The sequence below is a fragment of the Acidobacteriota bacterium genome (genome assembly GCA_039028635.1).
GTDB lineage: Bacteria > Acidobacteriota > Thermoanaerobaculia > Multivoradales > JBCCEF01 > JBCCEF01.
In genome coordinates this window covers 1-20,914 of the sequence record JBCCHV010000077.1, presented here as the reverse complement: position 1 = coordinate 20,914, position 20,914 = coordinate 1, and the positions used below count along the sequence as shown (strand labels likewise).

The following is a 20,914-nucleotide window of genomic DNA, read 5'->3' as shown; positions in this document are numbered from 1 at the left end:
GCAGGGCTACGGGAAGCGCTTGGCGCGGTCGGCTAGCATCGCCTCGGAACCGCGTCCACCGGTCGCAGGCGACCGTCGAAGCTGGCTCAGGGCTCGGCCGCTGTCGGCGCCAACCTCGGCAGACCGCCCAGCCCCTGATCGCGCAGCCAGCTCGCGATCTCCTTCATGTAGTCGCCGTCCGGCTCTGGCCGGCTTGCGGACGCCGCCCCGTGGCCTCCGGGGTGCATGCCGAGCCCGAGGCTGTGGGTCGCCTGCGGTAACAGCACCAGGCGCTGGTGGTCGTTTCCGGCCAGGGTCAGCCCGAGCCGCCAGCGGGCGATCGAGACCTCCGATGGCGCCTGGGAGTCGCGCCCGCCGAACAACACCAGCATCGGCAAGTCGCCGAGGCCTGCGATGTCCGGCAGAGGATCGTAGGTCGCCACCCAACGCCAGTTGGGGCAGTTGCTCTCGCTCGGCAAGATCTTGTCGAGGGAGGCGATGGCGCTCCAGGGCCGACCCCGCTCGCCTTCGAGCCCACGGGCGAGGGCTTCCCGGCCGCGGCAGGATTCGAGATAGGCGAAGTAGCGCTCGATCCACTCGAAGCCCCGCCGCCGCTCGGCATCTTCCAGGCCGGCGCGCTCGAAGGCCTGTTGGTAACCCCAGGACTCGACCGTCGTCGGTCGGGCGCCACCGCCGGCGACGACGATGGCGAAATCCGCCTCGGCCCCTCCGGCAACGGCCCGCGGCACCACCCAGCCGGCCTGACTGTGACCGAAGAATCCCACCCTGCCGCCGGCGACTTCGGGCTGACTGCGCAGCGCATCCAGGGCGGCCGCCGCATCGCCGGCGAGGTCATCGAGGGAGGACCGAATCCAGCTTCCGGTCGAGGCGCCGCAGCCCCGCTTGTCGAACGCCAGGACGGCGAAGCCGCGGGCGAGGAACCAGGCCGTCAAGGGGGCCTGAAAGGCCCGCGTCGAAGGTCCCGAACCGTGGAGCAGGACGACGCCGGGCACGGGGCCGGAGCTCTCTTCGGCCGCCGCTGGCAGGGAAACGGTGGCCGCCAGCTCGGCGCCGGGGACCGAGATGACGAGGTCCCGGGTCGGATTGCCGGCCTCCTCGGCCCACAGGCCGGGTGTGGACATCAGCAGGAAGCAAATGACGGTGAGGACGGTGCCTTGTCTTGCAGTCATGGCACCAGCTTAAGGAGTCCTGCCGGCGCCGTCTTGAACCTCCGTAGCCTCGACGGGCCTACCGGGATTCAAACCGCACCGTCAGGGACCGCCATCAAGCGCCGGCGAAACCTCGCCGGCGAAACCCCGAAGCGACGATGGAAGTGACGCGTCAGATGGCTCTGATCCGCGAAGCCGCATTCGCCGGCAACCGCCGCCAGCGCCTCTCCGCGCGCGATCCGTTCGGCCGCCCGGCCCAGCCGGCGGGTTCGCAGATACTCGCCGACGGTGGTCCCCAGATGGCGCCGGAAGCCGCGCGCCAGGGTGACCCGGTTCACCCCCACCGCAGCGGCGAGGGAAGAGAGGGTCCAGCCCTCGCCGAGGCCGTCTTCGCCGAGGGCACCCTCGCGGAGGCCATCCTCGATCACCGCCAGGGCGTCTCTCACCGACCGCGGCAGCGGCCCCGAGGCTCTGCTCTCCTGGGCTCGCATCGCCGCCATCTCGACTACCAGATCGAGGATCCGGGCCTCACGGGCGGCCGGTAGATGGACCGCCAACGCCAGCGCCAACCCCGACACGTCGTCACGCACTTCTTCCCTCGCCGGCAGCTTGCCGAAGCCGAGGACGTCCCCCCAGGCCTCTTCCGGTCCCTCGATCAGAAGGGTGCGGGCGCCCTCCGGACCAAAGCGCATACCGCCGCCGGCGCTGGGGGAAGCCAGCACCGCCATGCCGCGGCCGACCCAGAACGGCGACGCAGAATCCTGGTGGTAACCGCCATCGAGGACCAGGCAAAGGGAGGGATGTCGGTGGTAGTGGGCCGCCACTTCGAAGCCCGGTGGCTGCCGGCTCTCCCACAGGGAGAAGGGTCCGATGCGGCGCAGGCTGCAAGCTCCGCCGAGGGGCGTCTGGTCGGCCATGGCAAGAGATACGCCCGACCCGACCTGCGGGTTGCCGTTGGGATCCGGCGCGGCCCTCAGGCCAAGCGCTCGGCGAGAAAAGCCGCCGCCCGCTGGCGGAAGTCTTCGGCCCACTCGTGGCCGCCGTCGAAAGCATAGCCCTCGACCGCCAGGCCCTTGCCTTCGAGAATGGCGACATCTTCGGCCATCCGTTCGGGGGTGTAGGCGGGATCTTCCTTGCCGGCACCGATGAGCACCGGAGGAAAGCCCGGCAGGTCGCGGGCGGCGACCTCCGGCGGCACGTCGCCGCCGAGCACTACCAGGGCATCGCTCTTGCGGCCACAGCCGGCGGCGGCGCGATAGGCCATGGCGACACCCTGGGAGAAACCGGTGAAGGCGAGGCGCTCGATGGTGCCCAGATCGCGCAGCACCTCGGCGAGCACCGCCGACACGTAGTGGACGTTGTCGCCGATGGCGCGATCGCGGTCGAACTTGGTCATCCAGCTCGACACCACCCGGCCGCTGCGGGTGTAGAAGGGGTGGAGCGCCTGCACCGAGCACAGCACCCAGCCCTCGCTGCCGGGGATGGCGCGCAGCGCCTCGAGCTGGCTCTCGGCGCCTTCGCCGTAGCCGTGGAAACCCATCAGCAGGACCTCTTCCGGGCCTTCGGCGGGTCGCTCGAGGAGATAGGTGCCGTGAACGATGGTGGCGATCTGCCGCGCCACCGCTCGACCGCTGGGCCGGTCGCGACTCACGCCGGCGCCTTCGCCGCCAGCGGCGAGCTCAGGATGCGCACCCGTTCCTCGATCAAGCTCGGCAGATTGGGGTCTTCGGCGTGCTCTCCGACCAGCCGCACCAGGGCGCTGCCCACCACCACACCATCGGCCACCTTGGCGACCTCGGCGACCTGCTCCGGTGAGGAGATGCCGAAACCGACGGCGAGTGGCAGCGGCAACCGCCGGCGCACCTTCTTGACCTCCTTGATCAGCGCCGGCGCCAGCGCCGACTGCTCACCGGTGACGCCGGTGCGAGAGACGTAGTAGACGAAGCCCCGAGACGCCGCCGCCACCTTGGCGATGCGATCCTTGGTGCTGGTGGGGGCGAGCAGGAAGACCGTATCGAGGCCGCGCGAGGTGAGCGCCGGAATGAAGCGGTCGGCGGCCGCCTCGGGAGGCAGGTCGACACACAGCACACCGTCGACTCCGGAGGCCGCCGCCTGCTCCGAGAAGCGCTCGATACCGCGAGCGTGGATCGGGTTGAAGTAGGTGAACAGCACGATCGGCACTCGAATGCTGTCGCGGCAGCGGGCGATGACGTCGAAAATACCGGCCATGGTGGTACCCGCCGCGAGGGCGCGCGCCGCCGCCTGCTGGTTGACCGGGCCATCGGCGATGGGATCGCTGAAGGGCACCCCGAGCTCGATGATGTCGGCGCCACCGGCGGCCAGCGCCCGGATCAGCGACTCGGTGGTCTCGAGATCGGGATCGCCGGCCATCAGGAAGGGGATGAAGGCGGCCCGCTTCTGCTCCCGGCAGCGGGCGAAGACTTGGTCGAGGGCACTCATGACCGCTCCCGTTCGGCACGCCGATCGACGAAGGGCGTCACCACGCCATCGCCGGAGTCGAAGCCGAGGACCGACTCGACATCCTTGTCGCCGCGGCCCGAAAGATTGACCAGAATCACCATCTTCGCCGACATGTGGGGCGCATGGCGCGCCGCCTCGGCGAGGGCATGGGCCGACTCCAGGGCCGGCAGGATGCCCTCCGTCTCGGCGAGCAGGTGGAAGGCGTCGATGGCCTCACGATCTCCCACCGAGGTGTACTCCACCCGTCCCTCGTCGTGCAGGAAAACGTGCTCCGGCCCGATCGCCGGATAGTCGAGGCCGGCCGACACGGAATGGGTCGGAACGATCTGGCCCTCGCGATCCTGCAGCACCAGAGTGCGGGTGCCGTGGAGGACGCCGAGGGTACCGCCCTGGAAGCGCGCCGCGTGCTCGCCGAGGTCGTCGCCCCGGCCTCCCGCCTCGACGCCGATCATGCGCGTGCGATCGCCGAAGAAGGCGGTGAACAGGCCGAGGGCGTTGCTGCCGCCGCCGACGCAGGCCACCGCCAGGTCGGGGCCCCAGCGCCCTTCCGCCTTCTTGAGCTGGCGCCGCGCCTCGTCGCCGATGACGCGGTGGAAGTCGCGCACCATCCGAGGATAGGGGTCCGGGCCCAGCACCGAGCCCAGAATGTAGTGACTGTGGTGCACGTGGGTGACCCAGTCGCGCAGCGCCTCGTTGATGGCGTCTTTGAGGGTGCGGCTGCCGGCGTCGACGCCGCAGACCTCGGCCCCCAGGAGGCGCATGCGCTCGACATTGAGACGCTGCCGGCGCATGTCCTCGGTGCCCATGTAGACGGTGCAACGCAAGCCGAGCAGGGCGGCCGCGGTGGCCGTCGCCACGCCGTGCTGGCCGGCGCCGGTCTCGGCGATCACCCGCTCCTTGCCCATCTTCTGGGCCAGCAGCGCCTGGCCGATGGCGTTGTTGATCTTGTGAGCCCCGGTGTGCAGAAGGTCTTCGCGCTTGAGGTAGATGCGCGCCCCACCCAGCCGCTCGCTCAGGCGCTCGGCGAGGTAAAGGGGCGTCGGTCGACCGGCGTAGTCGGCCAGCAGACCGCGCAGGCGACGGCGAAAGGCGCGTTGCCGGATGATCTTGTCGTAGGCCTTGGACAGCTCCGCCAGCGGCGCCATCAGGGTTTCCGGAACGAAGCGCCCACCGTAGGGACCGAATTGGCCGGTAGCCTCAGTCGCGCGCGCCATGGCGTACCTCCTCGAAGAATCGTCGCATTTTCTCTGGGTCCTTGAGCCCCGGAGCGGATTCGACTCCGGAGCAGACATCCACTCCCGTCGCCCCGCTGGCGGCCAGGGCACGGCGCACCGACGGGGCATCGATTCCACCGGCCACGAGCCGCGGCCGGGAGCCTTCGAGCGGGGCAAGGGTATCGTAGTTCCAAGCGATGCCGGTGCCGCCGTAGGCGGCGTGGCGAATGTCGAACAAAAATCCCCAGGCCCGCGGGTAATCCTCCAAAAGGCCAGCATCGAGGGGCTCGCGTTGCCGCGCCGGCACCCGGATCGCCGGCAGGGCCCGCTCCCCCCAATGGGCCACTTGGGCCGGCGACTCGTCGCCGTGGAGCTGGATCAGATCGAGGCCGACCCGACGATCGATGTCGTCGATCTCGTCGACCGGCCGGTCGACGAACACTCCGACCTTGAGGGCGCGATCAGCGATGGCGCGGGAGATCTCCCGGGCTGGCCCGACCTCGAGATGGCGCGGGCTCGGCGGATAGAAGTTGAGGCCCACCAGGTCGGCGCCGAGGTCGACGGCGAGCCGGGCGTCGGCGACGGTGGTGACGCCGCAGACCTTCACCAGGGGCCGCCTCGGGGGCCCGGCAAGGGTCATCGACGATCCCCACGAAGCTCGGCGAGAAGCGCCACCGGATCGTCCGCCAGCAGCAGCGACTCGCCGATCAGAAATGCCCGGAAGCCGGCCGCGGCGAGGCGCGCCACCTGATCGCCGCTCGCCAGGCCGCTCTCGGCCACCTTGAGGGCAGCCACCGGCAGCCTCGGCAGCAGCTCGATGGAGCGCTCGATGTCGACCTCGAAGGTGCGCAGGTCGCGGTTGTTGACCCCCACCAGCTCCCAGTCCTCACCGGCCAGTAGCTCGACGTCGCCGCGGTCGTGGGTCTCGATCAACGGCACCAGACCGAGGCGGCGAGCCAGCCGCGCCCGACGACGCAGCTCGTCGCGGCCCTGCAGGGCGGCGATCAGCAGCACAGCATCGGCCCCGGCGTCGCGCGCCCAGAAGAGCTGGCGATCGTCGACCACGAAGTCCTTGGCGATGGCCGGCAGGCCGGAGACCCGCTTGCAGGTCTCGAGGAGCTCGTAGGAACCGTGGAAGAAATCCGGCTCGACCACCACCGAGAGGGCCGCTGCCCCGCCGTCGACATAGCGCCGCGCCTGCTCCGCCGGATCGATCCGGCCGAGCAGCGAGCCGAGCCGCGGCGAGCCCATCTTGACCTCGGCGATGATCGCCGGCCCGGGACCTTCCGCGAGGGCGCCCAGGAAGGGTTTCTCGACCCTCGTCAGCAATGACGCCGCAAGCTCCCCAGCCGGAAGCGCCGGAGCCGGGTCGTCGACGCCTGCCATCGCCCGCCGCCGCTGGGCGGTGATGTCGAGGAGGATCTCGGCGACCTTCACACATCCTCCTCGGCGCTGGCGGTGAAGCGGCGCAGCGCTTCGAGTCGCTCCCAGGCGGTGCCTTCGGCGAGCAGCCGGCGGGCCGCCGCGATGCCGTCGACGAGGGTCTCGGCGCGGCCGCCGACGTAGAGGGCGGCGCCGGCGTTGACGGCGGTGATCTCCGCCAGCGGACCGGCCTCGCCCTGCAGCAGGCGCTCCATGACGGCGGCGTTTTCCTGCGGCTCGCCACCGGCCAGGTCGCTCTTCGCCACCGCCGCCGTGCCGAGCTTCTCCGGCGTCCAGCGGGCGAGCGTCACCCCGCCATCGCGCACCTCGCCGATCAAGGTTTCGCCGGTGGTGGTGATCTCGTCGAGGCCGTCGCCGTGGACCACCAGGGCGTGGCGGCTGCCGAGGTCCGCCAGCACCCGCGCCACCACCTCGACCAGACTCTCCTGGTAGACGCCGACCAACTGGCAGTGGGCACCGGCCGGATTGGTCAGCGGGCCGAGGACGTTGAACACGGTGCGCAGGGCGAGGGCGCGGCGCACCGGCATGACCTCGCGCATGGCGGGATGGAAGCGCGGCGCGAAGAGAAAGGCGATGCCGACCTCGGCGAGGCACCGCCCGGCCTCTCGCGGCCCGAGGATCTTGTCGAGGCCGAGGGCGCTGAGCACATCGGCGCTGCCGGATCGGCTCGACACCGAGCGGTTGCCGTGCTTGGCGACGGTCGCGCCACCGGCCGCCGCCACCAGCGCCGCCGCCGTCGAGATGTTGAAAGTTCCGGAACCGTCGCCACCGGTGCCGCAGGTGTCGACCACCTCCGGACAGCGGTGCTCGACGGCGATCACCCGCTGACGCATGGCGACCGCCGCGCCGGCAATCTCCGCCGGCGTTTCACCCTTCATGCGCAGCGCCACCAGCAGAGCGGACTTCTCGATATTCGACATCTCGCCGTCCATCAGCTGGCCGAAGAGCTCAGCCACCTCGGCCTTGCTCAGATCTTCGCCGTCGCACAGGCGGCCGAGGGCCTCGCTAGGTGTGATCACGTCGTCACCTCCTCTGCTGTCGCCGGCGCCGGGGTGGTCGCCACCCCGCAGCGGCGCAGGAAGTTCTCGAGCAGCCGCGGACCTTCGACGGTGAGCACCGACTCGGGATGGAACTGCACGCCGAACCAAGGATGTTGCTTGTGTCGCATTCCCATCAGAATGCCGTCGTCGGCCCAGGCGCTGGCCTCGAGGGCCTCCGGCAGGGTTCCGGGAGGGACGTCAAGGGAGTGGTAGCGGGTGGCCTCGAAGGGCTGCGACAAGCCCGCGAAGATGCCCTGGCCGTCGTGGCGCACGGGCGAGGTCTTGCCGTGCATCAGGCGCGGGGCGCGGCCGACGACGGCGCCACAGGCCACCGCCAGAGCCTGGTGCCCGAGGCACACCCCGAGCACCGGCACGGTGGGCTCGAGGGCGAGCAGGTCGAGGCACACCCCGGCCCCTTCCGGCCGCCCCGGTCCCGGCGACAGAACGATGCCCTGGGGCCGGCGCTCGAGCATCGCCGCCGCCGCCTCGGCATCGTTGCGCAACACCAGCACCTCGGCACCGGCCACCGTCAAGGCCTGCACCAGGTTGTAGGTGAAGGAATCGTAGTTGTCGACCATCAAGATCACGCGCTTTCCTCCTCCAGGCGCTCGGCGAAGGCCACCGCCGCGAGCAGCGCCGCTGCCTTGTTCTCGGTCTCGTCCGCCTCGCGAGACGGCTGCGAGTCGGCGACGATGCCGGCACCGGCGGTAACCGACGTCTCGTCGCCGCGCACCACCAGCGTCCGAATGGTGATGCAGGTATCGACATCGCCGGCGAAGCCGAAGTAACCCACCGCGCCGGCATAGAGGCCGCGGGCCTCGGGCTCGAGATCGTCGATGATCTCCATCGCCCGAATCTTCGGTGCTCCGGAGACGGTGCCCGCCGGGAAGCAGGCCACCAGGGCGTCGAGGCCATCGCGGCCCTCGGCCAGCTCTCCCACCACGCTCGATACCATGTGCATGACGTGGCTGTAGTTCTCGATGCGCTGGAAGCTCGCCACTTCCACGCTGCCCGGCGCCGAGACCTTGCCGAGGTCATTGCGTCCCAGGTCGACGAGCATGACGTGCTCGGCCCGTTCCTTGGGATCCGCCTGCAGGTCCTCGGCCAGCCGCAGATCCTCGGCGGCGTCGCCTCCCCGCCGTCGCGTGCCGGCGATCGGCCGGGTTTCGAGGACTCGACCGGTCTTGGTCACCAGCGCCTCCGGTGAAGCTCCGGCGAGGGCGAAGTCGGGCGTCTCGAGGAGCACCATGTAGGGGCTCGGATTGATCAGCCGCAGCGCCCGGTAGAGGGCCAGCGGCGCCACTCGCCGCGGAATCGTCCAGCGGCGCGCCAGCACCACCTGGAAGATGTCGCCGGCGGCGATGTGCTCCTGGGCGGCGGTCACCGCCGCCTCGAAGGCCGACCGCGACAGGCTGGGCTCGGCCTCGGCACGCTCGTCGATGGCGGCCCCGCCGCCGACTGCCAGACCCACCGGCACCGCCACGCCGCCGAGGCCGCCGCCGGCGGTGAGCACCCGCTCGAGGCGATCGAGACCGGCCTCCGCTTCGGCGCGGGAGATCTCACCTTCGATTTCGTTGGAGACCGCCAGCACGCGCTGCCGAGCGTGATCGAAGACCACTACCTCGTCGAACCGGGCGAGGGTGGTCAGGGGCAGACCGAAGGCATCCGGCGGCCGGTTGGGCAGGCGCTCGATGGCGCGCACGAAGTCGTAACCGAAGGCGCCCACCCAGCCGCCGGCGTAGGGCACCGGGGCCGCCTCCGCCCGCACCGAGTGCAAGACCCGCCGCAGCAGCGTCAGAGGATCGCCGCTCTCCTCGCGGGTACCCTCGGGACCGCTGAGCTCGAGGCGGTCCGGAAACAGGCGCAGCCAGTGCCGCGGCCCCACCCCCAGGAAGCTGTAGCGCGACACCTGATCGCCGCCGGTGACGCTCTCGAAGAGAAAGCGCGTCGGCGAGATCTCCGCCAGGCGGCGGTAGACCCCCAGCGGCGTGAGGCTGTCGGCGAGGAACTCTCGAATGCGCGGCACGGCCCGGCGCGGCGACGGGGTCATGAAGTCTCCTCGGCAGAGGTTGATTCGGCTGGCGCGGGATCCGGGGGCGCTTCCGGTTTGCGCGACGGCGCCGCCGCCGGCTCGAGGTGTCGGCGGCGCAGCTCGCGGGCGAGATCAGCGGCGGTCACCTGCCCGGAACGGAGCAGAAGGAGGAGATGGTAGATCAAATCCCCGGCTTCGCTACAGAGCTCGTCGCGGGAGCCTCCGCCGACCGCCGCGATCACCGTCTCGGTGGCCTCCTCGCCGACCTTGCGGGCGATGCGCTGCGGGCCGGCGGCGAGCAGGCGGGCGGTATAGCTGGCGGCCGGATCGGCGTCCGCCCGGCGCGACAGGACGTCGTCCAGCCAACCGAGCTCGAGGGCCGACGGCACCGCCTCCTCGGAGCTGGCGTCGAAGCAGCTACGCACCAGCCGATGGCAGGTCGGCCCCTGCGGGTCGACCCTCACCAAGAGGGCGTCGCGGTCACAGTCGGCGTACAGGGACACCAGGCGCAGGAAGTTGCCCGAGGTCTCGCCCTTGCACCACAGGCTCTGCCGCGATCGGCTCCAGAACCACACCCGCCCCTCGGCGAGGGTGCGAGCCACGGCCTCGCGATTGGCGTAGGCGAGCATCAAGACGGTGCCACTAGCGACGTCCTGAACCACCACCGGCAGCAGGCCGTCATCGCCGAAGCGCAAGGATTCGAGATCGAGGCTCATGGCACCTCCCGCACCGGGTGACCGGCATCCCGCAGGAGCGCCTTGACCTCGCCGACGCTGTAGGTGCCGTCGTGAAAGATCGAAGCCGCCAGCACCGCCGCCGCTCCGGCGCCGAGGGCCGCCGCCAGATGCTGCGGCCGGCCAGCGCCGCCGGAGGCGATCACCGGCACCGCCACCTGCTCGCTGGCCGCCGACAGCAGCTCGAGGTCGTAACCCTCCTGGGTGCCGTCGCTGTCGATGCTGGTGAGCAAGATCTCACCGGCGCCGCGCTCGACCCCCTCGGCGATCCACTCGAGGGCATCGCGGGGCGTTTCGCGGCGGCCGCCGTGGGTCACCGCCTGCCAGCCGTCCGCCGAGTCGCGGCGCCGGGCGTCGACGGAGAGCACCACGCACTGGCTTCCGAAGCGCTCGGCGAGCTCCGTCAGCAGCTCCGGCCGGGCGACAGCGGCGGTATTGACGCCGACCTTGTCGGCACCGGCCTTGAGCAGGGCGCGGGCATCCTCCACCGAGCGCACTCCACCGCCGACGGTCAGCGGGACGAAGATCTGCTCGGCGCTGCGCTCGACCCAAGCGAGGTCCGTGGCGCGCCGCTCCGGCGCCGCCGAGATGTCGAGAAAGACGATCTCGTCGGCCCCCTGATCGGCGTAGCGCAGGGCGGACTCGGCGGGATCGCCGCGATCGACCAGATTCTGGAACTTGACCCCTTTCACCACCCGGCCATCGGCGACATCGAGGCACGGGATGACGCGGCAGGTGAGCTCGGTCCGAGCGCTCACGGGGCCACCTCCTGGCGGCAGACGGCGACCGCATCGCCGATCGTGAAGGCCTCCTCGTAGAGCGCCCGCCCCACCACGGCGCCGGCAATCCCCGGCGTGTCGCGGGCCGCTTCGAGATCCCCCAGGGAACGCACGCCGCCGGACACCCAAGCCGGCAAAGCGCTGGCCGCGCCGACTTGGGCCGTCAGCTCGAGATTAGGCCCGTCGAGGGTGCCGTCGCGGGAGATGTCGGTCACCAGGACTCCGGGGCAGGGCAAGCTGCGCAAGGCCGCGCAGAGCTCGTCGAGGGAGCGGTCGGCGGAGACCGTCCAGCCTTCCAGGCGGACCGCGCCGCGGCGCACGTCGAGGGCCGGCACCAGACGCTCCGGCCAGTCTTCGGCGAGGCGCCGGAACTCCTCCGGCCGCCGCCCGACCAGCGAGCCCAGGACCACCCGCTCGCAGCCCGCCTCGAGGGCCGTCGCGACCGCTTGCCGATCGCGCAGACCTCCGCCGAGCTGCAGGCCGGCGAGACCATGCCGCCGGCCGGCGGCCACCAGCTCTGCAACCAGCGCCCACTGACCGGCCTCGCCGAAGGCGGCATCGAGGTCGACCAGGTGGATCCAGCGCACCCCGGCAGCGGCGTAGCGCTCGAGCACCTGAAGAGGGTCGCCCCCATAGTCGGTGCGGGCGCCATCGTCGCCCTGGCGCAGGCGCACCACGCGGCCGCGGCGTAAATCAATCGACGGCAGCAGTTCCATGGGCCATCTCCACGAAGTTGGTCAGCAGGCGGAGCCCGACGGCACCGCTCTTCTCGGGATGAAACTGAGTGCCGGCGATGCGCCCGCGGCCGGCCATGGCGGCGAAGGAGCGACCGTGAAGACACTCTGCCAGGCAGCTCTCGGAGGGCACCCCCTGGGGCGCGAAGCTGTGCACGAAATAGACGCTGGCACCGTCCTCGAGGCCGGCGAGCAGCGGCGAGGCGGCCAGCCGGCGCAGGCGATTCCAGCCGATGTGGGGCCGCGGCACGGTGGTCGGCAAAGCGGTGACGCGGCCGGGTAAAAGGGCCAGGCCGTCGGTCTCTCCGAACTCCTCTCCGACCTCGAAGAGCAGTTGATATCCGACACAGACTCCGAGCAGCCAGGCGCCGGCTTGGAGGCTGTGGCGCAGGGCGGCCTCGAGCTCCCCGCGCAGCGCCTCCCGTGGCGGTGCGAAGGCACCGACCCCGGGCAGCACCAGACAGCGACTGGCGGCGACCTGGGTCGGGTCACGGCTGATCTCGGCCGCGGCGCCGGCCGCCCGCAGGGCACGCACCAGGTTGCCGAGGTTACCGACCCCGGTATCGACGATGACGGCTCGCCGGCTCATCGCTTGCGCCTCATTTCGTCCCTTTCATCGCGTCAACGTTCCCTTGGTCGACGGCACCTCGGACGCCTCCGAGGCGCGCAGCGCCACCGCCTGGCGCAACGCCACCGCCGCCGCCTTGAAGGCCGATTCGGCGGCGTGATGGCCGTTGCGGCCGGCGAGCAAGTCGAGGTGCAGGTTGAATCGCCCGCGGTCCGAAAAGGCCTGGAAGAAATCGGCCACCAGGGTGAGCGGAAATTCCCGCGTCACCCACAGGCCGGCGAGCTCCGGAGCCTCGCGATAGTGGAAGAAGGGCCGCCCCGAAAGGTCGACCACCGCCCGCGTCAGGGCTTCATCGAGGGGCACGTACGCGTGGGCGAAGCGCACAATGCCGCGGCGCTCGCCCAAGGCCGCTGCGAAGGCCTCGCCGAGGGCCAGACCGACGTCCTCGACGGTGTGATGGAGATCGATCTCCGTGTCGCCGATGGCCTCGACCTCGAGACCGAAGCCGCCGTGGGTGGCGAGAGCATCGAGCATGTGGCGGAAGAAGCCGTCCGGCACGGCCAGCTGGCGCGGACCGCCCGCCAAATCGAGGCTGAGGCGAATGCGCGTCTCCCCGGTCTCCCGCTGGTACTGACTCTTTCGTTCCATCACAACCTCCCTGGAGGACTTCCGACCGCTGTCGGGGCTTTGGCCAAAATCTCCCCGAGGGCCTGATCGACGGCTCGCAAAGCGCGTCCATCGCCGATGGAAACGCGCAAACAGTCTTCGAGGCCGGGGTATTTGGTGACATCACGCACCCGGATGCCGCGTTCGCCGAGGCCTCGGAAGATGGTCTCGACGGCAGCGCCACAGCGCACCAGCAAGAAATTGGCGTCGGACGGCAAGGGCGTCAGGCCGTGACTCTCGAGGCAGGCCGCCCACTGCCGGCGGCGCCCCACCAGCACTCGCACCCGGCGCTCCAGAGCCGGCGCCTCTTCGAGCGCCGCGCAGGCGATCTCGAGCCCCGCCAAGCCGAGGTTGTAGGGCAGCTTGAGCTTGATCAGCTCGGCCGTCAGCTCGGGCCGCGCCAGCACGTAGCCGAGGCGCAGGCCGCCCAACGACCAAGCCTTCGAAAAAGTCCGGAAGATCAACAGGTGGGGATAACGGTCGAGCAACGGCCGATAGTCGTGGGGCCCGAACTCACCATAGGCGTTGTCGAGCAGCAGCGGCGCTGCGAGGTTTTCGAGCAAGGCCGCCACCCGCTGTGGCGAGGCCGAGTCGCCGGTGGGGTTGTTGGGGCTGCACAGCACCACCGGCCGCCGCGGGTCTCGCGCCACCTCGGCCTCGAGCTCGGCGAGCGGTAGCCGCAGATCGAAGCGCGGTCCGCAGGCGCGGAAGGTCGCTCCCATGGCGAGCGAGAAGACGCGGTAGAGGGAGAAGGTCGGGGCCGTTCCGAGCACCTCGCCACCGGGCCGGGCGAAGGTCTTGATCGCAGCGCTCAGCAGCTCGTTCGAGCCGTTGCCGACCAGAACGCCCTGCCACGGCCAGCGGTGGCGCTCGCCGAGGGCCCGGCGCAGCCGATCGCCGTGGAAGTCCGGATAGATCGCCCAGTCGACCGCCTTCAGCCGCTCGAGGGCGCGCTCCTTGATGCGCCGGGGCAGGTCCCAGGGCACCTCGTTTTGATCGAGCTTGAAGCGGCACGGGCTGAGGTCGAGGTGGTAGGCGCGCAGCTCACGCACCGCGGGACGGACCGTCGCGAGGACGTCGTCGAGCATCGCCTGGGAGGAACGACTCACAGCCGCCTCCGGGCCGCGGCGGCGTGGGCCGGCAGTCCCTCGGCATCGGCCAAGGTGGCGGCGGCGGCGGCCCAGCGCGACGCCGCGGCGGGCGAGAACTGCACTCGGTGGCTGCGCCGCACGAAGTCCTCGACGCCGAGACCGGAGGCGAAGCGGGCACTGCCGCCGGTGGGCAGAACGTGGCTCGGACCCGCGACGTAATCGCCGAAGACCTCCGGTGTGGTGGCACCGACGAAGACCGCACCGGCGCACTCGACCCGCTCCGCCAACGCCTCCGACCCGGCACCGATGAGCTGCAGGTGCTCCGGCGCCAGCCCTTCGGCGAGCTCCAGCGCTTCCTCCAGGGTCGCCGTCACCAGGGCCACGCCGAAGCCCGCCAGCGAGGCCGCCGCGGTCTGCGCCGTGGGCAGCTCGGAGAGCTGCCGCGCCACCTCGTCGCCGACCCGCCGCGCCAGGGAACGGCTCGGGGTGAGCAGGATGGCGGCGGCGCGGGGATCATGCTCCGCCTGGGCCAGCAGATCGGCGGCGATCCAGGCGGCGTCGGCGTCTTGATCGGCGATCACCACCACCTCGGAGGGCCCGGCGAGACCGTCGATGCCGACATCTCCCATCACCTCGCGCTTCGCCGCCGTCACCCAGGCGTTGCCCGGCCCGACGATCTTGTCGACTCGGGACAAGCTCTCGGTGCCGTAGGCGAGGGCGGCAACGGCGTGGGCTCCCCCCATCCCCCACACCTCGTCGACGGCCAAGCGGGCGAGGGTGTAGCGCACTGCCGGATTGGAATGGAAGGAGGCCGGCGGCGTCGCCACCGCGATCTCGCGGACCCCGGCGACCCGCGCCGGAACCACCGTCATCACCACCGTCGAGGGGTAGCTCGCCAAGCCCCCGGGAACGTAGACGCCGACCCGCCGCAGGGGGCGGCGGCACTCGTCGATCATCACCCCATCGGCTTCCAGACGGAAGCCCTCGTGGGCTTGACGCCGGTGGTACCGCTCGACCGCCCCGATGGCGCGCTCGAGGGCCTCGGCGAAGCCGGCGGGCAGGCGCGCCCGTTCTTCCTCCAGCTTCGGCACCGGCAGCTCCAGAGAAGCTCCCCGGCCGCCGTCATATTTCTGGACGGCGGCGCGCAGCGCACGATCGCCGCCGTTGCGGATCTCGGCCACCAGCCGCCGGGCGGCGCGGGTCACCTTGGGATCGAGAACCTGGCCATGGCGAGCCAACAGCCGCTCCACCGCGCGGCGCCCGCGACGCGACTCCACCGGCAGGATGGACAGGGGTTTCTTCACAGGGTCACCTCCGCCCCTTCGAGAGCCTCGACGAGGGAGTTGATGGCATCGCGATGCTGCAGAAAGGACGACCGGTTGACCACCACGCAGGGCGTTACCTCGGCCACCGTCTCGAGCTCCACCAGGCCGTTGTCGCGCAGCGTCCGGCCGGTCTCGACGATGTCGAGGGCGAGGTCGGCCAAACCGAGCAGCGGCGCGATCTCGATCGACCCGGCGAGCTCGACGATCTCCGCTCCCCAGGCGCGGTCGGCGACGGTGCGGGTGGCGGTGCGGGGATACTTGGTGGCCAGCCGCACCTGGCTGCCGGGACTCGGCAGGCTGCCCTCGTGACCGACTAAAGAGAGGCGACACCGGCCCTCGCGCAACCGAATCGGAACCAGCAGGTCGCCGCCCAACTCGTCGAGCACGTCGGAGCCCACGAAGCCGCAATCGGCGATGCCGTTCTCGACATAGCGCGGCACATCCCAACCCTTGAGGAAGAGCAGCTCGAGGCCCTCTTCCGGCAGAGCGATCTGCAATCGCCGATCCCCGGAATCGAGGCCGTTGCGCAGCCGGCCGCTGGCGGTGAGGGCCGCCACCGCGGTGCGCTGGGCGCGGCCCTTCGGCAAGGCCAGACGGATCATCGCGCCTCCTCCGCCAGGCGGTCGAGGCCGAAGGAGAAGCCCACCGCCGGCACCTCCGCCCCGAGGTCCCGAAACAGGCGATCGTAGCGCCCACCGGAGCCCACCGGCCGGGCGCTGCCGGCGGCGTAGGCGCGAAACACCAGGCCGTCGTAGTAGGTGCGATCGGCGCCGCCATCGGCGAGGCGGGGATCGAGGGTGTGGTGAGCGAACTCGGCGAGATCGATCTCAAGGTCGGCGGCCGGGAACTCCTGGCGCAGCTCGGCGACCAGCGCGGTCAGCGCCCGCAGCCGCCCGGCCGCGCCGTCGCCGAGGTTCGCCGGCTGCGCCGGAACGCCCCGCTCGGCGACGGCGAGCAGGGTGTCGCCGGCGGGCCGCAGCAGGCGGCGCTCGCGGCGACGCAGGGCGGACACCAGGGAGCGACCGTCGTCGGCCGCCAGCAGCACCTCGTCGAGGGCACCGGCGAAGCCGAGGATCACCCGCACCGGCCGCTCTGCCAGCGCCGCCAGGCGCAGAAAGAGGCACAACATCTCCCGCTCGGCGGCGGCGCCGCCGTTGCCCACCAGCTCCGCTCCGAGCTGGTAGAACTCGCGCTCGCGACTGTCCTTGTCGCCACCGTAGCGCACCACGTCGCCGCGATAGAACAGTCGCAGCGGCAAGTCGAGGGCGGCGAGCCGCGGCGCCAGCAGACGGGCGAGCATGGCGGTGAAGTCGGAGCGTAAGGCGAGGGGATCGCCGTCTCGTCCGATGAAGCGGTAGAGCTCGGCGCGGGTCGCCGGCGTCAGGATCGGCTCGTAGGGCTCGAGGTAATCGAGAATCGGCAGGATCACCTCCTCGAAGGCGGCCTCCTGGAGGGCAGCCACGCAAACACCCTCGAGACGGCGCCGACGGCGGGCGGCCTCGAACAGGAGGGCGGCGACCCCGAGCGGCAGGGAATCGGAGATCTTCATCCGCCGAGCTCTCCTGCGTCCGCGGGGCCGGCCCCTACCGGGTCCGAGGTGAGGCCGAGGAGCTCGCGACCGAGGTCGAGAGGCAAGTCGCGACCGGTCATCGCCCGAAATTGATCGAGGGCCTGGTAGAGCAGCACCTCCCGGCCGTCGATGGCGATTCCGCCCTCGGCGGCGACGGCTTCGAGGAGTGCCGTCGGCTCCTGCCCATAGACCATATCCACCACCGCTGCTCCGGGGGCCAGTCGCGAGGCATCGAGGGGCGCCGGATCGTCGCGGCGACGACCGGCACTGGTGGCGTGCACCAGCACCTCGAAACGCCCCTCGTCGAGGTCGCCGAGGGGCGCCCACGGCAGATCGAGGGCTTCGGCGGCTTCCCGAGCGCGCTCGGCGCCGCGGTTGAAGAGGGTGACCCGGGCACCCTCTCGGGCCAGCCCGAAGGCGGCCGCACGACCGGCGCCGCCGGTGCCGACCACCGCCGCCGGTCGACCTTCGAGCTCGCAACCGTGGGAGCGCAGGGCGTAGACGATGCCCACCGGGTCGGTGGATTCGGCTTCCCAGACGCCGGCCGAGAAGACCAGGGTGTTGGCGACGCCGAGGCGCTCGCACAGCGGGCTGGCGGCGCCCGAGACGGCGAGGGCCGCGCCCTTGAAGGGCGCCGTCACGCTCAAGCCGCGGAGCGGCGCACCGAGGGACTGAGGGATCCGGCTTTCGACGATCTCGAGCCAGAAATCACCGAAGCGCTCGGTTTCGAAGGGCAGGTAGAGCAACGGCAGGCCGAGGGCTCGGTAGCCACCGTTGTGGAGGCGAGGCGACAGAGAGTGGGCGACCGGGCGACCAACGACGCCGCAGAGGGCTTCCACCGGCGCCAGCTCGGGCAGGCCGAAGTCTCGCCGGAGCGCCGCCACGGTGGGCTGGCCCGGAGCTCCCGACGCCTCTTCGGACGCGGCGCCGTAGATCCAAGCAGCCCCCAACCGCGGCGCCAGCAGGCGGGTCCAAAGGCCTTGGGGGCCACCGCCGAAGGCGATCACATCGGCGCGCTGCAAGCTCGCCAGGAGCTGCAGCGGCCAGAGCCCTTCGGCCGGGCGGTGGACCGTCGGCACCAGCTTGTAGAAGCGTGCCGGCGTCGTCGCCATGGCCTCGAAACGGCGGGTCAGGTCGGCGAGATCTCGCGGCCGGCCGTGCCACGACAGCAGGCGACGCTCGGCCGGCACCAGGGCCAGGGTCTCGGCCTCGAGATCGCGCTCGGCCTCGAGATCGATCAGCCCGTAGCCGGCTTCGAGGGCGGCCGCGAAACGCTGGCGGCGATCCTCCGGATCGGTCTCACCGCGCCCACCTTCGGCGCGACTGCGCACGGTGTAGAGGAGGCGGTCGCCGGGCAGGTCCGCCGGCGAGAGATCGCCCACCAGATCGCCCCGCACTTCGAGCCAGTCAGCTTGCTCCGCGACCGTGCGCAGGGCCTCCGGCGAGGTCGCCGCGCGATGGGCCAAGGTTGCCACCAGCGTCGCCCGGGAGCCGCCGATGGTGTCCGAGATCACTGCACCCAAAACCAAAAACCTCCTTCCGGACCCGGAAGGAGGTTGGCATGATTGTCGCCGACTGCTCGCGTCCCGGGCTCGTCACGGCCGGGACTCGAAAGCCCGACCTAGAAGTCGCCGTGATGATGCACGCCATGCCACCAGCCAGCGGTCGCGGAGACCGAGGCGTTGGAGCGGAGGGTGGCGTCGAGCGTCATCTTGCGATTCAGTCTGAGGGCGACGGCGAAAGCGCCGTGCCACTGCCGCGCAGCGTAGAGCAGCCGCCCGGGCGGTGTCAAGGGGCCGCCGCCGGGATCCCCGGAAACACCTGCCGCAGCAGCACCCGCGTGGTACCATCGGTGCTCGGCGAAACGACGTCGAAGACACCCTTCCGAACGGAAAAGCAGCCCCAAAGCGATGAGCGAAGAAGACCGCGAAGTACTCGAATTGGATGTGGTTTTCGTCGGTGCAGGCCCTGCCAGCCTGGCCGGTGCTTACCATCTCGCCAAGCTGATCGAGAAGCACAACGAGACGGCCGAAGAGCCCCTCGAGACGATGATCGCGGTGCTGGAAAAAGGGCAGGATATCGGCAGCCACGCCATTTCCGGCGCAGTGGTCGATCCCAAGGCTTTTCGCGAGCTGTTTCCGGACACCTGGGAGGAGGCCCCCTTCGAGGGCAGTGTCGAGGAAGAAAAGCTGCTTTTCCTGACCGGCAAGCGGTCCTTCTCGCTACCGATTCCGCCACCCCTCGACAATCACGGCAACCGCGTCGCTTCCCTCGGCAAGCTGCTCAAGTGGATGGCTCCCCAGGTCGAAGAGGCCGGGGTCGACATCTTCTGCGAGTTCCCGGCCTCGCAGATCCTCCTCGAGGACGGCAAGGTGGTCGGCGTGCGCACCGGCGATCGCGGCATCAGTCACGATGGTAGTCGCAAGGCCAACTTCGAGCCCGGCATGGACATCCGCACCCGGGCGGTGGTCCTCGGAGAGGGACCCCGCGGCACCCTGGTCAAGCAGCTCGAAGAGCCGCTCGACCTCAATGCCGGCCAGAATCCTCAGATCTACGCCCTCGGCATCAAGGAGGTCTGGGAGCTCCCGGAAGGGCGCGTCACGCCGGGCTCCGTGATCCACACCATGGGCTGGCCGCTGGGCAACAGCAACTTCGGCGGCTCCTTCATTTACGGGATGAAGAACGACCAGCTCATCGTCGGCCTGGTGGTCGGCCTCGACTACAGCAATCCGCACTTCGACCCGCACCAGGAGTTCCAACGGCTCAAGACCCATCCGGCGATCGCCGCCATGCTCGAAGGCGGCAAGATGGCGTTTTATGGCGCCAAGGCGATTCCCGAGGGCGGCTGGTGGTCGCGGCCGCGCTGCCACGGCGACGGTTTCCTGATCGTCGGTGACTCCGGCGGCTTCCTCAACAGTCAGAAGCTCAAGGGTGTTCACCTGGCGATGAAGAGCGGCATGCTGGCCGCCGAGACCATCTTCGAAGGCCTCAAGGCCGACGATCTCTCGGCCGAGCGTCTGGCGGGCTTCGAAGAGCGGGTGCGTCAGAGCTGGATCTACGACGAGATGTGGAAGGTGCGGAACTTCCACCAGGCCTTCGATCATGGGCTGGTCGGAGGCATGCTGCAGGCCGGCCTCGGCATGGTCACCGGCGGCCGCGGTTGGGGCTTCAAGAACCGTCTCGGCACCGAGCCGGGGCACAGCCGGATGCGGCGCCTCGATAGCGGCAAGGGTCCCGAGCCGCCAGCGGCGGTGGCCTTCGACGGTGAGGTCACCTTCGACAAGCTGGCCGACGTCTACAACTCCGGTACCTCCCACGAAGAAGACCAGCCGGTCCATCTGGTGGTGCGCGAGCCGGACCTGTGCGTCGATCGCTGCACCGTCGAGTTCGGCAACCCCTGCGAGCGCTTCTGCCCGGCGGCGGTCTACGAGATGGTCGAAGAGCAAGACCAGCGCCGGCTACAGATCAACGCCAGCAACTGCGTCCACTGCAAGACCTGCGACGTCATGGATCCCTACCAGGTGATCGACTGGGTGACGCCGGAAGGCGGTGGCGGCCCGAGCTACAGCCGCATGTAGTCCGCCGGCGGCGAACCGCCGACCGGCCGTCCGAATCCCCCCGTGAGGAGGCGCCGATGATGCTTCGTCCCCGGCATTCACTGCGGCTCGCTGGCCTGGGCGCCAGCCTGTTGCTGACGATTCCGTTGCTCGCTGCGACCCCACAGAGCACGCCCCCGAAAAAGGCGACCCCAGAGAAGGCGACTCAGGACGTCGCGACGCCAGAGAACGCGACCCCAGGGAATGCGACGGCCTCCTTGGAAGGCCTGTGGCAGGGATCTCTCAGCCTGCCCGGCGGCACCACCCTGCGCCTTCAGATCGAGCTCGAGCAGAAGTCGGGCGGCGCCTTCCGCGGCCGCATGCGGAGCCCGGACCAGGGCAACATGTCGTTCCCGATCGACCAGGTCGAGATCGCGGACCAGCAGGTCGACCTCACGGTCGAGGGGGTAGGCGGCCGCAGGGACGGCCCCAGGGGGAGCGGCCCCCAGACGCGCGCCGGCACGGGGTCTCAGGGCGGGGGGGGGGGGAATAG

General features: G+C 70.6%; 22 protein-coding genes. 2 read left to right on the top strand and 20 right to left on the bottom strand.

The genetic code is table 11. From position 1 onward, the window contains the following. Positions 1-86: 86 nt before the first annotated feature. The 20 genes from AAF604_22690 to AAF604_22595 all read right to left on the bottom strand — a co-directional run bounded on the left by AAF604_22690 (position 87) and on the right by AAF604_22595 (position 18,339). Complete coding sequence (locus tag AAF604_22690) at positions 87-1,169, bottom strand: alpha/beta fold hydrolase (protein MEM7052491.1); 1,083 nt, start codon at positions 1,167-1,169, stop codon at positions 87-89. Between the two features lie 68 nt (positions 1,170-1,237). After that, positions 1,238-2,065 carry an AraC family transcriptional regulator gene (locus AAF604_22685; GenBank protein MEM7052490.1) on the bottom strand — a complete coding sequence of 276 codons (828 nt, stop codon included), beginning with the start codon at positions 2,063-2,065 and terminating at the stop codon, positions 1,238-1,240. A 56-nt stretch (positions 2,066-2,121) separates the two neighbouring features. Then, positions 2,122-2,799: a phospholipase gene (locus tag AAF604_22680; GenBank protein MEM7052489.1), complete on the bottom strand. Its 678-nt coding sequence runs from the start codon at positions 2,797-2,799 to the stop codon at positions 2,122-2,124. Next, positions 2,796-3,608: a tryptophan synthase subunit alpha gene (gene trpA, locus AAF604_22675; protein ID MEM7052488.1), complete on the bottom strand. Its 813-nt coding sequence runs from the start codon at positions 3,606-3,608 to the stop codon at positions 2,796-2,798. The genes AAF604_22680 and trpA overlap by 4 nt, the downstream gene beginning before the upstream one ends. Next, a complete protein-coding gene (trpB, locus tag AAF604_22670; protein ID MEM7052487.1) occupies positions 3,605-4,843 on the bottom strand; it encodes a tryptophan synthase subunit beta in 1,239 nt (412 codons plus the stop codon). The genes trpA and trpB overlap by 4 nt, the downstream gene beginning before the upstream one ends. Continuing rightward, a complete protein-coding gene (locus AAF604_22665) occupies positions 4,827-5,450 on the bottom strand; it encodes a phosphoribosylanthranilate isomerase (protein ID MEM7052486.1) in 624 nt (207 codons plus the stop codon). The genes trpB and AAF604_22665 overlap by 17 nt, the downstream gene beginning before the upstream one ends. A gap of 29 nt (positions 5,451-5,479) precedes the next feature. Further along, the gene (locus AAF604_22660; GenBank protein ID MEM7052485.1) at positions 5,480-6,280 is read right to left on the bottom strand and encodes an indole-3-glycerol-phosphate synthase; all 801 of its coding nucleotides are present in this window, start codon (positions 6,278-6,280) and stop codon (positions 5,480-5,482) included. Next, positions 6,277-7,305: an anthranilate phosphoribosyltransferase gene (gene trpD, locus AAF604_22655; protein ID MEM7052484.1), complete on the bottom strand. Its 1,029-nt coding sequence runs from the start codon at positions 7,303-7,305 to the stop codon at positions 6,277-6,279. The genes AAF604_22660 and trpD overlap by 4 nt, the downstream gene beginning before the upstream one ends. Continuing rightward, a complete protein-coding gene (locus tag AAF604_22650; protein MEM7052483.1) occupies positions 7,302-7,904 on the bottom strand; it encodes an aminodeoxychorismate/anthranilate synthase component II in 603 nt (200 codons plus the stop codon). Before AAF604_22650 ends, trpD begins: the two co-directional genes overlap by 4 nt. 5 nt (positions 7,905-7,909) lie before the next feature. Next, positions 7,910-9,376, bottom strand: coding sequence for a chorismate-binding protein (locus AAF604_22645; protein ID MEM7052482.1), 1,467 nt, complete (start codon positions 9,374-9,376; stop codon positions 7,910-7,912). After that, the gene (gene hisIE / locus AAF604_22640) at positions 9,373-10,074 is read right to left on the bottom strand and encodes a bifunctional phosphoribosyl-AMP cyclohydrolase/phosphoribosyl-ATP diphosphatase HisIE (GenBank protein MEM7052481.1); all 702 of its coding nucleotides are present in this window, start codon (positions 10,072-10,074) and stop codon (positions 9,373-9,375) included. The genes AAF604_22645 and hisIE overlap by 4 nt, the downstream gene beginning before the upstream one ends. After that, a complete protein-coding gene (hisF, locus tag AAF604_22635; protein MEM7052480.1) occupies positions 10,071-10,850 on the bottom strand; it encodes an imidazole glycerol phosphate synthase subunit HisF in 780 nt (259 codons plus the stop codon). Before hisF ends, hisIE begins: the two co-directional genes overlap by 4 nt. Further along, entirely contained in the window at positions 10,847-11,587 is a 741-nt protein-coding gene (locus AAF604_22630) for a HisA/HisF-related TIM barrel protein (GenBank protein ID MEM7052479.1), read from the bottom strand. Before AAF604_22630 ends, hisF begins: the two co-directional genes overlap by 4 nt. Further along, the gene (hisH, locus tag AAF604_22625; protein MEM7052478.1) at positions 11,565-12,194 is read right to left on the bottom strand and encodes an imidazole glycerol phosphate synthase subunit HisH; all 630 of its coding nucleotides are present in this window, start codon (positions 12,192-12,194) and stop codon (positions 11,565-11,567) included. Before hisH ends, AAF604_22630 begins: the two co-directional genes overlap by 23 nt. A 24-nt stretch (positions 12,195-12,218) precedes the next feature. Then, a complete protein-coding gene (locus AAF604_22620) occupies positions 12,219-12,821 on the bottom strand; it encodes an imidazoleglycerol-phosphate dehydratase (GenBank protein ID MEM7052477.1) in 603 nt (200 codons plus the stop codon). Then, the gene (locus AAF604_22615) at positions 12,821-13,948 is read right to left on the bottom strand and encodes a histidinol-phosphate transaminase (GenBank protein ID MEM7052476.1); all 1,128 of its coding nucleotides are present in this window, start codon (positions 13,946-13,948) and stop codon (positions 12,821-12,823) included. The genes AAF604_22620 and AAF604_22615 overlap by 1 nt, the downstream gene beginning before the upstream one ends. Then, positions 13,945-15,234, bottom strand: coding sequence for a histidinol dehydrogenase (gene hisD / locus AAF604_22610; protein MEM7052475.1), 1,290 nt, complete (start codon positions 15,232-15,234; stop codon positions 13,945-13,947). The genes AAF604_22615 and hisD overlap by 4 nt, the downstream gene beginning before the upstream one ends. Next, complete coding sequence (hisG, locus tag AAF604_22605; protein MEM7052474.1) at positions 15,231-15,857, bottom strand: ATP phosphoribosyltransferase; 627 nt, start codon at positions 15,855-15,857, stop codon at positions 15,231-15,233. Before hisG ends, hisD begins: the two co-directional genes overlap by 4 nt. Then, positions 15,854-16,804, bottom strand: coding sequence for an ATP phosphoribosyltransferase regulatory subunit (locus AAF604_22600; GenBank protein ID MEM7052473.1), 951 nt, complete (start codon positions 16,802-16,804; stop codon positions 15,854-15,856). Before AAF604_22600 ends, hisG begins: the two co-directional genes overlap by 4 nt. Then, complete coding sequence (locus AAF604_22595; GenBank protein MEM7052472.1) at positions 16,801-18,339, bottom strand: type I 3-dehydroquinate dehydratase; 1,539 nt, start codon at positions 18,337-18,339, stop codon at positions 16,801-16,803. The genes AAF604_22600 and AAF604_22595 overlap by 4 nt, the downstream gene beginning before the upstream one ends. A 396-nt stretch (positions 18,340-18,735) precedes the next feature. Between AAF604_22595 and AAF604_22590 the strand changes: the two genes are divergently transcribed. Together AAF604_22590 and AAF604_22585 are read left to right on the top strand one after the other, a co-directional pair. Continuing rightward, positions 18,736-20,403, top strand: a complete 1,668-nt coding sequence (locus AAF604_22590; protein MEM7052471.1) for an electron transfer flavoprotein-ubiquinone oxidoreductase — start codon at positions 18,736-18,738, stop codon at positions 20,401-20,403. A gap of 56 nt (positions 20,404-20,459) precedes the next feature. Continuing rightward, positions 20,460-20,914 (top strand): hypothetical protein (locus tag AAF604_22585; protein MEM7052470.1); only part of this gene is annotated, 455 nt, incomplete at its 3' end.